Raw genomic sequence first — 15,601 nt, 5'->3', positions numbered from 1 at the left:
CACCATGTTTAAACTTTTTAAAACCCTTCGTAATGCGGGTACTGCAACGGTGAAATACCCGTTCAAACCGCTGGAAGTGGCTCACGGATTTAGAGGTAAACCAGAGTACGACCCACAGCAATGTATCGCGTGTGGCGCCTGTATTTCCGCTTGCCCTGCCAATGCGTTAACCATGGAAACTGACTTAGAAAGTGGTGAACGCCGCTGGCAGCTGTTTTTAGGTCGCTGTATTTATTGCGCGCGCTGTGAAGAAGTTTGCCCGACTCGAGCCATCCACTTAACGGAAGAATTTGAAACGGCGGTAATGAACAAAGCGGATTTATATATGAAAGGGACATTCCGCCTGCAACATTGTCGCCAGTGTGGCGAAGCATTTGCCCCGAAAAAATCCGTGGAGTATGCCATGGCGCTGATGGTGGCATCGGGGATTGAGGAAGGCGGCATTGAAGCTCTGCGCCCAATGTATGAAACCTGCCCATCTTGTAAGCAAAAAAACAATTTATTGAATAATGATCGTCAGAACTTCCGTTTGCATATTCAGGGAGATAAATCATGAGTTTGCCAAATATCCCCGTCAACCATCATGTTAGCCAGCCGATTGTGCTCGATGAGCAGGTCGCAAAACTGAAAAGCACGCTGCTGAAAGATATTAAGCGTTCAGCCTATGTGTATCGCGTGGACTGTGGCGGTTGCAACGGATGTGAAATTGAAATTTTCTCGGCAATCACCCCGGTTTTCGATGCAGAGCGTTTTGGGATCAAAGTGGTGGCATCTCCGCGCCATGCGGATATTTTACTGTTCACAGGCGCTGTCACCCGTGCAATGCGTATGCCTGCACTGCGTGCGTATGAATCTGCGCCGGATCCAAAAATCTGTATCTCTTATGGGGCTTGCGGTTGCGGTGGCGGGATCTTCCACGACTTGTATTGTGTCTGGGGCGGTAGCGAACATATCGTGCCGATCGATGTGTGGATCCCAGGTTGCCCACCAACCCCAGCAGCCACGATTTACGGTTTCGCGGTGGCATTAGGGTTATTGAATCAGAAATTGGTTGGGCAAGATCACCGTGAAGCAGATGGGGAAAAAGTGGAGCTTTTACTGCCATCCATCCCTTTGGCGACCCGCGTGATGATCGAGCGTGAAGCGCGCCGCCAAGCGGGATATTACCAAGGTCGAGAAATCAGTGACCGCTTCTTGACCCTGCTGGATGGAGCGACCCCAAGCCAAGTGAAAGCTACGATGCAAACATGGATGGACGAGGAGCAAGACCCGCGTCTGCGTGAGATTGTGAACCGACTCGTGACCGTGCTGCAACAAGGGGGCATCGATGAGTGAGCCAGCAACTGAAACGGGCAAAGTGATTTTCTGGTCACTGCGCCAGAAATTTGTCGACAGTGACGATGACGTACCTGAAGACGCGCAGCAAGTGATGTATTACTCACTGGCGATTGGTCACCATGTTGGGATGATTGACTGCTTAAAAACGGAATTGGAATGTCCATTGGATGGCTACCAAGCATGGGTGAATGCCCTTCCTGAAGGGGAGGCGCGTCGCAAATTACAGGGCTTGATCACCTTTGGCGAGATTAATATCGATTCCACCCACACCAATATGCTGGCGTTAGCATTAGATGGTTTCGCTAAAGACAGTGATTCTCCCTATCAGGCATGGAGCGCCACACTGATTCGATTACTCGGTGAAATTGAGCGTGAGCCGGCAATTTATTTGATCGTGAAAAGACAGATAGCGAAAAGGCAGCCGATGAGTGATGTTGCGAGACAAACTCAACCGTCTTTTTCGATGGAAATCGAATCTTCAGCAGAAAATACATTCTCTTCAGAGAATCAATCACCCGTGCAGAATCTGATGCTGGCGGTGGGTAATAGCATGATGGGAGATGATGGCGCAGGCCCGATGCTATTCGACCTGATGCAGCAAACCCCGATTGACGGCTGGGTGGCAATTAACGGTGGCAGCAGTCCTGAAAGTGTTTCCCATCAAGTGCGAGCGTTAAAACCTCAGCGTTTATTAATTGTGGATGCTGCGGATATTGGTTTAGCGCCCGGTGAAATTCGGGTTATCGACCCCGATGATATCGCCGAAATGTTTATTATGAGCACCCATAACCTGCCGCTGAATTTTCTTATCGACCAGTTAAAAGAGGATGTCGGAGAAGTTATTTTCTTAGGCATTCAGCCCGACTTAGTGGGTTTTTATATGCCGATGAATGACAAAGTGGTCTCCGCTGTCGAGCAAGTTTATCAAGCCTTACCAACGTGGGAAGGGTTAGGGGGATTTCAGTTATTTGAGGGTGAGTAACGGCAGACTGGAAGCCTTTATTTAAAGGATATAATTTTAAGGGAATAAATAGACCGCGCTACAGGGATGCCGTGCGGTTTTTTTGTTTTAAGTGTTATTCATACTTAGCTAATAATCCGATTTTTTGGTTTCAATAATTAAATAAGATTAATCTATGAGTAATAAAAAATGAAATAAAAGATAAGTAATTTCTATTTTTATACTTATTTTATCCATATTTACACTCTCTATTGGTTAAATTAAGAAAATATATATCTAATCTATATTGGTTTTTGTTTCTTTGTAATTACTTGTTTAATTAGTGATTTCTTATTTTCATCTCTTAATTTCTCCTTGTGTTGACCACTTAAGTAAAACTGATTAAATTACGGAAATAGAAATTAGCATTTTTAATCAAATTGATTGCAGTTTATCCGTTACGTAATATTAATCGAGTTAAATCCCGTGCCATTAAAAAAACATTTCAGCAATACGATAAAACAGCATAAATATCGCCAATGGGTTGCGTTAAGTTTGCTTTTTATAAGCCCTAATTTGTGGGCTGAACCATTTTTGAATCCAGCAAAAGAAGCGGCGAATATCGATCTTCGCGAACAACAGCGCCAACAAGAACGAGAAAGAGAATTACAACGACAAAATACTCCAGTGGTAGATACGCAATTTGCTCAGCCTGATTTGTCATTACCGGATTATCCACAAAATGAAACGCCGTGTTTTACCATCAATACGATCCGCCTTGAAGGTGATTCGGCGGCTGATTTTCAGTGGGCATTAAAAGCGGTGAATGATGCTAAAGGGCTCTGCCTAGGTGGGCAAGGCGTTTTGCTGGCTTTAAACAAAGTGCAGAATGCTATTTTGGAAAAAGGTTATGTGACCACTCGTGTAATGGCGCAAGAGCAAGATTTAACCCAAGGCGAGCTAGTCTTAATGCTGCAACCTGGTCGGATTAATGCGATACGTTTTGATGAAGGTACTTCATGGCGAGGGCGTTTATGGAATGCTATCCCTGCGTCTTCAGGGGATATTCTTAATCTGAGAGATATCGAACAAGGTCTAGAAAACTTCAAGCGCGTCCCTAATGTCATCGCCGATATTCGTATTGAACCCGGCCCGGTTGATGGTACCAGTGACTTAGTGGTCAGTTGGCAAGAAAAACACCCTGTTCGTTTGAGTTTAAGCCTTGATGACAGTGGCTCAAAAAGTACAGGGCGCTATTTAGGCTCCGCGACGCTAGCCATTGATGCACCGTTTGCCCAAAACGACATGTTTTACGCCAATATCAGCAAAGATCTGTTCGATAAGGGTCCTTTTGGTAACGATTCTTATACCCTGAACTATTTTATACCCGTAGGTAATTGGGGATTTGCAGCCAACTATAACGAATATAACTATCACCAAAATATTCCTAATGCCAACGAAGTGCTGCGTTATACCGGTAAGAGCGATACCGCCCAATTCACGGTATCTCGCTTACTGTTTCGCGATCAATCCCATAAAACGACCCTTAATTTGCGCACTTACCGAAAAACAGCCAGTAACTCAGTTAATGACATTGATATTGAGCAGCAACGTCGCCGTACTGCCGGTTGGGAAGTGGGCGTAAACCAGCGTAGTTTCCTAGGTAATGCGACAGTGGATGCAAATATTAACTGGCGTCGTGGGACAGGGGCGTATGGTGCTCTGCGCGCACCAGAGGAAAAATCGAACAGCGGTAGTGCTCGTGTGGGGACATTGCTTGGTGATATTAGCTTAAACCAACCTTTTATGTTGGGTGAACAACCTTGGCGCTGGAATACCACTTTGCGTGGTCAGTGGACTCAGCACGCCTTAACACCGCAAGAGCGTATGTCTATCGGTGGGCGCTATACCGTCCGTGGCTTTGATGGTGAACAAGTGCTTTCCGGTGAAAAAGGCCTGATCTGGCGTAATGACTTGGCGTGGAATGCCTTCTCTAAAGGGCAGGAAATCTATCTTGCGGTGGATTATGGTCGTGTTGAAGGCCAGAGCACTAAGTACCTTGTTGGAAATCAACTTGCAGGTACCGCATTAGGGCTTCGCGGCTCAATATCATCACGTTTAAGTTACGACTTATTCGTTGGCATTCCGCTGTATAAACCTAAAAAATTCGACACCTCGGGAACCACGGCAGGATTTAGCCTCAATCTCGAAATGTAGCTGTGTTTCCATTAGACAGACTCGGTTATTTCCGTGTTTGCGTTGTGTTTTCTGAAGGATAGTACGTTATGAATAAGCATTGTTATCGTCTGATTTTTAGCCGCACTCACGGGGAATTACGTGTGGTGTCTGAACTGGCAAAAAGCTGTAGCACTGAAGCAGGTCAAACTCGAGGGTCGAATGGAGGCCGCCTATGGGTCACTTTACGCCGTACTTCGCTGTTGCTTTGGTTGGCACTATGGGGAAGCTCAGCACTAGCTAGTAGTATTGTGGCAGATAACAATGCACCTAAGAACCAACGTCCTGAAGTTATTAATACGCAAAATGGGATCCCGCAGGTCAATATTGCAGCGCCGAATGGTTCGGGAATTTCTCATAACCAATACAAGCAATTTGATGTGGATAATCGCGGGACGATCCTTAATAACTCCGCGGTCATGACATCCACGCAAACGGCTGGAATGATCCAAGGAAACCCAAATTTAGATCCGAATAAAGCGCCTGCTCGCGTTATTCTCAATGAAGTTAACAGTAATAACCCAAGCCAAATTAAAGGCTTCCTTGAAGTAGCAGGTGGCAAAGCCCAAGTAATAGTGGCTAACCCTGCTGGTATTATTTGTAATGGCTGCGGAACGATTAATGCGGGGCGCATGACGTTGACCACAGGAAAACCGCAATTTAATCAAGATGGCAGCCTTGCTGGATATCAAGTTGAGCGTGGTGTTATTCGCGTAGAAGGTGGCGGACTGAATGCGGATCGTCGCCATGACACTCAATATGTGGATCTGCTTTCCCGAGCTGTGGAAATCAACGCAGGAGTGTGGGCAAAAGACAATATTACTGTTGTAGCCGGCAAAAACCGTGTTGATACACAAAACAAAGCAACACCAATAGACAGCCAAGCTGCAAAACCTGAATTTGCTATCGATATGGGGCAAATGGGGGGAATGTATAGCGGCGCGATACGCATGGTGGGTACAGAAAATGGTGTGGGTGTCCGTAACCAAGGTGGACACATACAAGCAGATAAAACGCTGACGGTGAGCAGTAATGGGAAGCTGAGTTGGGGTTCTGACACACAAGAAGCGACCACGCAAGCAGGTAGTAATATTACTTTAACGGCAAAAGAGGATATCGACCATAAAGGTAAATTACACAGTGGCGGAGCACTGCAAGTTGAAAGCCAGCAAGGGTCGGTGGCAAATACTGGAACACTCGCTGCGCTCCATGATGTGAATATCAACGCAAAAGACAATGTTCAAAGCCGTGGCAATGTCCTTGCGGGAAGCGATAACAAAAGCAATATCGTCAATAACGCCAATATTACATTAACGGGTGGTGGCAATATTGAGGCTCATGGCAATGTGTTAAGCAAACAAACCGTGTCGGCAACAGGGCAATCACTGGATTTAAGCCAAAGCCAAATTGCGGCCTCAACGCTAGGGTTAACCTCAAAAAAAGGGGATATTGCGTTATCGCAATCGAAAGTGGATGCCAATGATATAACGCTAAGTAGTCAAAAAAATATTCATGCGGAACAAGCACAAGTCAAAGCCAAGCAATGGGATGTCAGTGGAAACACGTTGTTTAGCCAAAAAGGGACGTGGGTTCAAACAGGAAAAAGTGACAGCCAGTTTGCCCTTACAGGGCAGCTTGATAACCAAGATGGTGCGATAGAAGCGTATGGGCTTAAGTTAAGTGCCGATTCATTGAATAACCAACGTGGACAGTTAACTGCACTCGGTAACACTAAACAAGATTGGCAATTCAAAAACAGCCTCAATAACCAACAGGGTGTCATGGGCAGTAATGGTGATTTAACTCTGACTGCTAGTGAGATAAATAACCAGTCCGGAACCATTAAAAGCCAAACACAACTGACGCTGAACGCGAAAGATCGGGTGGATAACACGGCCGGTAACCTTGTGGCTGGGAAGTCTATTGATCTGCAAGCCGGCAGTGGGCTAAACAACCAGTCGGGTACAGTCAATAGCCAAAAAGTTACGGTGACGACTGATAATCTGAATAATGCACTGGGTAAACTGATTAGCCAAACTACTCTCGATATTGTCGCTCGCCAGCAAGTGAATAACGCACAAGGGTTTATCGGCTCAGGGGATTCTCTTTCCTTAAAAACGACGGGAAGTGTTGGAAATCAGCAGGGAACAATTCAAAGTGAGGCCCAGTTAGCAATTGAGGCAAAGGGCATTAATAATACAAAAGGTAAAATATTGGCTGATCAAAATCTGACTCTGAATGCAGGGGCAGATCTTGATAACCAAAATGGCACGATCTATGGTCAGGAAATTGCGCTTAATGCAGAAAATATTGGCAACCATTCTGGCCAAATTGTTGGTGAAAATACAGTCGATATCAAAGCAAAAAATACGTTAGATAACAGCAAAGGAAAAGTGATTGCCAATCAGGGCTTAACGGCTACTGTCGGCCAACAGCTCTCCAACCAAGCAGGTTTACTGCAAAGTGGTAATCAATTTGTTATCACCGCCCAATCATTGAATAACCGAGATGGCCAAGTTCTGTCTGGTAAAGTCCTTGATATCACGACTGCCGCGAAAATTGACAACGCAAAAGGCGAAATCAGCAGTCAATATGTCGACATCGATACAGAGCAGCTCGAAAACCAATCGGGTAAAGTGATTGCTAGCCAAAATTTAGATATCACTAGCCGTGATGGCGTCAATAATCAGACCGGATTACTCGAAGCTGGTCAGCAACTGAGCCTCGAAACCCAACGTGATATTGCAAACCAGAAAGGGGTTATTCAGGCAGGGAAAATTGCCGAGATTACCGCCAACAATCTTGATAACACCGAAGGCCAGTTACAATCTGGTAAAACCCTTGCGCTTAACACGCAAGGTAACATTGATAATATTCAAGGAAAAATAAGTGCAGGGCAGGCTTTAGACTGGCAAGGTCGCCAGCAGAGCACGTTCAATAACAATGGTGGGTTGCTACAGAGTGGTGGCACGTTAGCGTTAGCTGGCGGACAACTGAGCAACCAACAAAAGGGACAAATCCTGAGCCAAGATGCGCTTTCATTCACCCTTACTGGCGATTTTAATAACCAAACTGGTATTCTGACCAGTCAACGTGATGCTGTGATCAATGCCAACCTCGTTAATAATGCGCAAGGGGCAATCAATGCTCTTGGTCGTTTGAATGTTCAGGTCGCACAGCTGATTGATAACCGCGATGGGCGCATTTTTAGCCAGCAAGCCCAAACACTTAAAGCGCAAAATATTCAGAACCAGAAAGGCTGGATGGGTAGCTTAGATTCATGGCAGGCGACGACTCAGTCATTGAATAACCAAAGTGGTGAAATTCAAAGCCAGAAAAATATCGAACTCACGGCAAACTCACTGGATAATCAACAAGGCATATTACAAGCTGGTGGTGCTGCATCACTATTAGTTGCCAACGAAATCAATAACATCCAAGGCAAAATTAGTGCCAGCCAAAACCTGACTATGACAGGGCAATCCATCAATAATCAGCAAGGGAAAATACTCTCTGGCGGTACATTACAGCTTAGTGCTTCGAGTGCGAATAACTCGCAAAACGGCTTACTCTACAGCCAAAAACAGCTGTTGTTATCGATTGAAAATGTATTGAATAACGATCACGGTAAATTACAAAGTGGCGAAAGTCTTACGCTTACGAGCAAAGCGTTAGACAATACCGCTGGCAAGATCGAAAGCCAACAAACGCTGAATCTCACAAGCACAGAACTGATAGACAACACATCAGGAACCATTCTTAGCAATCAAAAACAAAAATTAGAAACCAACGTATTTAAGAACCAACAAGGTACAGTCAGCAGCCTTGGTGAACTTGCCCTGAATACGACAGAGCTTGATAACCGTACAGGTACTGTTATTAGCCAACAAGCGGGCATGTACAACATCGCGCAGCTCAATAACACGCAAGGAAAAATTCACAGCGGCGACACCTTAACGTTGAATGCTACAGATATCCAAAACCAGCAAGGGCAGCTAGTCTCCACCAAAGCGCTGAAATTGATTGCACTGACATTGGATAATCGATATAGCGGTATTTTAAGCAGCCAAGGTAGCTTCAGCCTGTTACTGAGTACCTTAGATAACCGTGAAAATGGTCTGGTACACGGCAGTAAAGAAACCACGCTAACCGTTAAAAATATCGAAAATACCCAAGGTCGACTGCAAAGTAACGAAAACTTGATGTTTTCGGGTGTCAATCGCTTGGATAACCAATCCGGCAATATCGTTGCCAATGGCGATATTGCACTGAATACGGATGCGGCTTCCGTATCAACTCAGCTTGATCTACTGAATCAAAAAGGTACCCTGCAAAGTGGTTCGGCTCTCGCCATTAAAACCCAGTCTATTAATAATCAGGGCGGGATCATCAAGAGCCAAAAAGCACTCTCGTTAACGGCTGCTCAGGATTATACACACCGTTCAGGCGATACCCTCACCAGTAATCAATCCGTCACACTGAATATTGCGGGCGCTTTGACCAATCTTACCGACTGGTTACTACCGGGTGATTTGACGATTAATAGCCAAGATTTGACTAACCAAGGCTCGCTTGTTAGCAAGTCAATGAATGTCACGACAGGCAAATTGGATAATCAGAACCGCTTAGAAGCAGATAACCTGACATTGAATGTTAATGACCTAGGTAATGCCGCCACGGTGATGGGGGACTCTATCCGTGTTAATGCCAAAACAATAGATAACTATGGTAAGAATGCAGTTATCGCAGGAGCAAAACACGTTGATCTTCGTACCCAAAATACATTAACTAACCGTGGCCAAGCGCTGATTTACAGTGGGGATTCACTGAATCTACAGAGTGACAATATCATTGAAAATAACGCCAGTTTTATTGAGGGCGAAGGCGCAGTTTCTATTATCGCTCGTCAGCTCAATAACTTACGCGAAGGTGTGGATATTCAGCGAGAAGCTGAAAGTCAGACATATCATAAGAACTTGTATAATTTCTATTGGCGTTCATTTGGAACAGAAGTGCACAAAACACCAGATGCAATGGCGCCAACGACTCAAAAACTGACTTTTCAAAATGAGCAGGCTGCATTAGACAGTAAGTACGGAACTATTCTCGATATTGATGCGCAGAAGAAGCGAGCTCAAGTTCGTGTGAAAAATAAAGATAACCAATTAACCACGATTTGGGTCAATTATTTAGCGCTTACGCCAGACAGTGATGGCGGCTATTCGATGACGTTCTATGAAACGAGAGCGAGTTCGGACTATCGCCGACAAAATCCACCTACACCTTATCATGGTGCAGTATGGCGGGAACATAACGAACCTAATTACGAAATATGGGATCCAAACAGACATATGGATCTCGCTAACTCGACTAAGGTTGAAGATTATAGCTGGATACGAGAACGCTCGGTCACAGGAACAGACACTCGAGATAAGCTGATATCGGAAGGTATTGGTGCACGTATCCTGTCGGGTGGGAATATGATGATCCATATTACTGAGCAACTCAAAAATGATGCGAGCACTATTACATCAACCGGTAATTTAGATATAGAAGGTAAAGAATTCGTAGAAAATACGGGTTATTCCGTGAATGAACGCCGCAAAGAATTCTACTCTGACCATTATGATGTCAGTAAAAGCCATTGGTACCCTGAATATAGTAGTGACAAAACCACGGCACTGACGACTCTTGATAGCATTATTTCAGGTAATGGTAATGTATCGATTACTGGCGCCAATATTACCAACACTACGGTTAATGACGCCCAAATATCCACAATCGAAGCGGCGATTAACGCTGCCAAAGCGGAACGCGCGGAGTGGGAACGCAACCCACTGACATTTGATATTGACGGTGTCGACAAACAGAACCTTAACACAGGATTGACCACGCATGGTGGCTCTGGGTTAACTACGCCAGAAGGTCAATCACCGCAAGAGCGCCCATTATTACCAGCAGAGCTGGCCTTAACGGAAAAACAGCATATCGGCGATGTGGCAACTTCTATCCCGAATAACGGATTATTCCGTCCAAACTTAACGCCAGATAGCCCATTTTTAGTGGTGACGGACTCGCGATTCACCGACAGAAATAAGTTTATCAGCAGCGACTATTTACTTGAGCGCGTTGGCTACTCTCCTGCGGACGTACACAAGCGTTTAGGTGATGGCTTCTATGAACAGCGTTTAGTTCGCGAGCAAGTTTTGAAATTAACGGGACGCCCTTCTGTGAAAGAGGGTGATGCGATGACGCAATATCAATATTTAATGGATAACGGTATTCGCGTAGCAGAGGAGTTTCATTTACGTCCAGGAGTAGCATTAACGCCTGCTCAAATTGCGGCATTGCAGCAAGATATCGTGTGGATGGTGAGCGAAACTGTCAACACGGCACAAGGTCCCCAAACAGTTTGGGTTCCAAAAGTTTACTTAGCGAATCAAACCATTAGGTTAACTCAGCAAGGCGCAATTATTGCGGGTAATACACTGCATCTTTCTGCGGATAGCGTCGATAATGCGGGGAACCTGTTGGCGGATAACTCCCTGAGTGTGGATGCGAAGCAGTTCACTCATCGTAATGGGGATGTCAATGCGGATAGCATCCAAGTTAAAGCGGATAGCATCACATTAAGTACCAACTTACAAGATGCCTTACGCCAAGCGACGATGAATGCCACCGATATCACGCTAACGGGAAATGACATTCAATTACAAGGCGCGAAGCTTGACGCAACCCATGACATTAAATTGAATGCCCGAGATAGCTTATCGATAACATCGGTCAAAAGTACTCATAAGGGGACTATTGATATAATAGCCGGCGCAATGGGTGACCGTAGTAATATCGTTAATACTTCGGGGAATCTCGCTCAAGTCAGCGGAGAATGGCAATTAGCACAAAGTAGTGAACTGAGTGCGGGTGGAAACCTCAGCCTGAATGCTGGAAAAGATATCACTGTCAAAGGTAGCCAAGCTCAAGCTGGCGGCACGCTGGATGTCAACGCCGGTGGCGATATCAATATCCTGTCGGATAAAACCACCAATAAAACTCAGCTCGATGCACAAGGAAACGGCTCTTCTGTTAGCAACTATCGCGAAGAAGGCCGTTTGGTTCTTAGCACTCTCAGTGGCGACAAGGGCATCTCTCTTAATGCGGGCAACAACTTGGTGGCTGAAGGAGCTCAAGTTGACAGTCAAGCAGGTAAGATTAGCGTCTCAGCCCAAGATGTGACCATCACGGCGGCTACCAAAGATACCTACGCGTTAGACCAAGAGCAAACCCGCAGTGGCAGTAGCAAAGGCTCGCGTGTTGATGAAACTTCATCCCATGAGGTGGTCGGCAGCACATTCAGCGGGCAAAACGGCGTCGATATCACCGCGCGCGATAAAGACATCACCATCACGGGCAGTACCATTCACAGTGAAAAAGGTGAAATCGCCTTAGAGGCTAAACAGAATGTCACGCTCAATACCGCGACGGAAGAACACAAAAAATACGTTGAAGAGCAGCGTAGCAGCAAAGGATTGTTGAGTTCCAGCAGCGAACATACTGTTCAAAACGATGAGAGCACCCGCGAAAAAGGCAGCCTGCTCAGTGGTGAAAAAGTCACCATTACGGCGGGGAATGACTTGACTGTCAAAGGCTCTTCCGTGGTGGCAGAAAACGATGTCACCTTAACCGCTGGCAATAATGTGGATATCATTGCTGCCACCGAAACGGATTCGCATTATCTCCTTGAAGAGAAATCAAAAAGTGGCTTAATGAGCAGCGGCGGTATTGGGTTTAGTGTGGGTAAACAATCCTCTCGTCATGAAGTGGATGAAAAAGGCACTACCCAAAGCCAAAGTGTTAGCACGATTGGCAGTACACAAGGAAATGTCAATATCACCGCCGGCAACAAACTGCATGTTGGCGGGGCTGATCTTGTTGCCCAAAAAGACTTAAGCCTCACAGGCGATAGCGTACAAATCGACCCGGGCTATGATGAGCGTACTCGCAGTGAAACCTTTGAAACCAAGCAAAGCGGGTTGACTATCGCGTTATCCGGTACAGTTGGCAGCGCTCTCAACACTGCAGTAAGTACCGCGCAACAAGCACGTAAAGAGAGTGATGGTCGTTTGAATGCCTTGCAAAACACCAAAGCGGTGCTGTCAGGGGTTCAAGCTCAACAAGCTTATGAGCTGGATGGCCTGAAAACGGATGCAGCCAATGCGCATAACCTTGCCAATAACCTGAAGCCGGGTGATGAAGGCTACCAACAAGGGGCGACGAATACGGTCGGTGTCAGTGTGTCCTATGGTAGCCAATCCTCGAAAAGCGAAACCCATACTAACAGTAGTCAGTCCCAAGGTAGCACGTTAAATGCGGGACAAAACTTAGCGATTACTGCAACGGGTAAAAACAAGGATACTAACCCAGACAGCGGCAACGTCACGGTTGTGGGTAGCGAACTCAAGGCGGGTAAAGATTTATCACTGTCTGCCACGCAAGATATTAACTTGGTTTCTGCGCAAAATACGCAGCAAACGAACAGTAAAAACAGCAGCAAAGGCGGCAGTGTTGGAGTTGGTGTGGGCGTTGGTGCAGGCGGCTACGGAATCAATGTGTCTGCCAGTGTTAACCAAGGCAAAGGTCATGAAAAAGGCAATGGCCTCACTCACACGGAAACCACACTGGATGCGGGCAATAAGCTCACGTTAACCAGCGGGCAAGATACCACTCTCAAAGGGGCACAAGTCAGTGGTGAACAGGTCACTGTCAATGTCGGTCGTGACCTCACCTTGCAAAGCGAGCAAGACAGTGACCGCTATGATGCGAAGCAGCAAGATGTGAGTGTCGGTGGCAGCTTTACCTACGGCTCAATGAGTGGCTCGGCGAATATCAGCGCCAACCAAGATAAAATCAAAAGCAATTATGATAGCGTCAAAGAACAGACGGGGATTTTTGCGGGCAAAGGCGGTTTTGATGTCAACGTCAAAGAACACACTCAGCTTGATGGCGCGGTGATTGCATCAACGGCAGACAAAGACAAAAATCGCCTTGATACCGGTACACTGGGTTGGAAAGATATCGACAACAAAGCCGACTTTACCGCCGAGCACACGGGGGGCTCGATTGGCACAGGTGGCCCAATAGGTGGTCAGTTGATTACCAATGCTGCGGGTGGGTTACTGTCGAATGCCAATAACAGCGGCCATGAGGAAGGGACAACGAAATCGGCGGTCAGTGAAGGTAGCGTTATTGTTCGCCATGAAGACAAACAAAAACAGGATGTTAACGAGCTCAATCGCGATACGGAACACGCCAATGACGGCAGCATCAACCCCATCTTCGACAAAGAGAAAGAGCAAAACCGCTTAAAACAATCCCAACTGATTGGGGAAATCGGCAATCAGACGATGGACATCATCCGCACGGAAGGGGAAATCGCGGGGCTGAAAGCGCAGAAAGACCCAGATGCGTTGGCGGTAGCCAAACAGCAACTTCTTAAGGACAATAAAGTTGCGACGGATGATGCGATTAAACAGCAAGCCTACAACAACGCGATGGCGCAGTACGGCACGGGCAGCGACTTCCAGAAAGCGGCGCAAGCGGTGACAGGGTTGCTGCAAGGGTTGGCGGGTGATAACTTAGCGGGAGCGTTAGGCAATGCCTCTTCACCGTATTTAGCAACCAAGATTAAAGAACTGACAACTGACCCAGTGACTGGTGAGGTTAACAAAGCAACCAATGCGATGGCGCACGCTGTACTGGGTGCTGTGGTTGCGGAGCTGAATAACCAATCCGCTGTGGCAGGTGGGCTGGGAGCCGGTGGCGGAGAGTTGTCGGCTCGCATCATCATGGATAAGCTGTTCCCGGGCAAGAAGGTGTCCGATTTAACGGAAAGCGAGAAACAGCAAGTCAGCGCATTAAGCCAGTTGGCCGCAGGTTTAGCGGGCGGCCTTAGCTCCGGTGATGCGGCCGGCGCTGTCACCGCCGCGCAGGCTGGGAAAAATGCGGTTGAGAATAATGCATTGTCCTCTGACAAATTTGGACAAAGTGATTGCTTAACCATGTCCCCTGCGGCATGTGGTAAAGCGAAAGAGTTGAATCAGCGCATCTTGGACAAAGGGTTACCATCGGTTGAAACGATGCGTGATAAGTTAGCTTCTTGCCAAGATGATGCCTGTCGCAAAGCGGCCTGGGTGGACTATCGTGCCGCGAGCGATGCTACGATTAGCACCTTGAAAGAAATGGCATTAAGTGGTGAACTGAGTCGTGAAGAGTTAGCCTTCATCAACCATGAATTAGGGAAAGAGTTAGCAGTAAGGGGCTATCGAGAAGGCGGTAAAATTGGTGTCTCTGAAAACTTAAGCTGGACAAATAACGGTCAAGGTCCATTAACAGGTTTCTTCGATACAGAATTACGCCAGAAAGAGCTTGTCAATTCAGGGATGTCAGTTGCGGATGCAGCTCAGTTTGTACAAGAAGAGCAACGTAATTTGATGTTGATGGAGTCTGCTGTAGGTGCCATTGGTTCTAAGTTTGGTTCCAAAGTCAACATAATAGGAAAAGGTTCTAAATTACCTACAGGTTATAACTCAAAGGACAATTCAGTCGTTGGTCCAAAAGGAAGTATCTATAATAATACGGGCAAAACAGACGATTCAGGAAATACCATTTATAGCAACAATGGTGGTTATTATACATTTGAGAATGGTGTTAAGACGAAAGTACCATCACCAAATCCGCCAACAAATGTTCAAAAAAATAATGAAAAAGGTAAGGAATTTGAACAAAAACATTATGAAAAATACCAACAAGAAAACGTAACATCTCAAAGAGAAATTACAATAAAAACTGAAAGTGGAACTAAGGTTCGAGTTGATATGATAGGTAAAGATAAGGATGGGGTAATAAACTGCGTTGAATGTAAAAGCTCACAAACAGCCCCTCTAACTGATAAGCAAAAAATAGGTTATCCTGAACTAGAGAAAAGTGGTGGGGTTATAGTCGGTGAGGGTAAACCGGGCTTTGAGGGAGGAACAAAATTACCTCCAACCAAAGTTGAAGTTGTTAGACCAGAAAAAGAAAAATAGAGGGAAT

The 15,601-nt window shown here is 46.0% G+C and carries 3 protein-coding genes and 3 pseudogenes; all 6 read left to right on the top strand.

Annotated elements, in window-relative coordinates; genetic code table 11:
• Positions 1–4: 4 nt before the first annotated feature.
• Positions 5–553: pseudogene (gene hyfH / locus GKR74_RS06355) on the top strand (hydrogenase 4 subunit H); the annotation flags it as partial.
• Positions 553–1,326: pseudogene (locus GKR74_RS06350) on the top strand (NADH-quinone oxidoreductase subunit B family protein); the annotation flags it as partial. The pseudogenes hyfH and GKR74_RS06350, both read left to right, overlap by 1 nt.
• Positions 1,208–1,732: pseudogene (locus tag GKR74_RS17965) on the top strand (formate hydrogenlyase maturation HycH family protein); the annotation flags it as partial. The pseudogenes GKR74_RS06350 and GKR74_RS17965, both read left to right, overlap by 119 nt.
• A 135-nt stretch (positions 1,733–1,867) precedes the next feature.
• Positions 1,868–2,320 (top strand): hydrogenase maturation peptidase HycI, encoded by a 453-nt coding sequence (hycI, locus tag GKR74_RS17960; protein ID WP_230089136.1) that lies wholly within the window; start codon positions 1,868–1,870, stop codon positions 2,318–2,320.
• Positions 2,321–2,833: 513 nt separating this feature from the next.
• Positions 2,834–4,495 (top strand): ShlB/FhaC/HecB family hemolysin secretion/activation protein, encoded by a 1,662-nt coding sequence (locus tag GKR74_RS06340; protein WP_154603104.1) that lies wholly within the window; start codon positions 2,834–2,836, stop codon positions 4,493–4,495.
• A gap of 68 nt (positions 4,496–4,563) precedes the next feature.
• The gene (locus GKR74_RS06335) at positions 4,564–15,594 is read left to right on the top strand and encodes a hemagglutinin repeat-containing protein (protein WP_154602958.1); all 11,031 of its coding nucleotides are present in this window, start codon (positions 4,564–4,566) and stop codon (positions 15,592–15,594) included.
• Positions 15,595–15,601: the final 7 nt, after the last annotated feature.

This window comes from Providencia sp. wls1914 (assembly GCF_009706645.1).
GTDB classification, from domain to species: Bacteria; Pseudomonadota; Gammaproteobacteria; order Enterobacterales; family Enterobacteriaceae; genus Providencia; species Providencia zhijiangensis.
Note: the sequence above shows the minus strand (reverse complement) of the source record. Positions and strands in the feature narration are given on the sequence as shown.

Bases quoted from the DNA above. Each gene is read 5' to 3' on its own strand.
- hycI (WP_230089136.1), top strand. From the start codon at position 1,868: ATGCTGGCGGTGGGTAATAGCATGATGGGAGATGATGGCGCAGGCCCG.
- GKR74_RS06335 (WP_154602958.1), top strand. From the start codon at position 4,564: ATGAATAAGCATTGTTATCGTCTGATTTTTAGCCGCACTCACGGGGAA.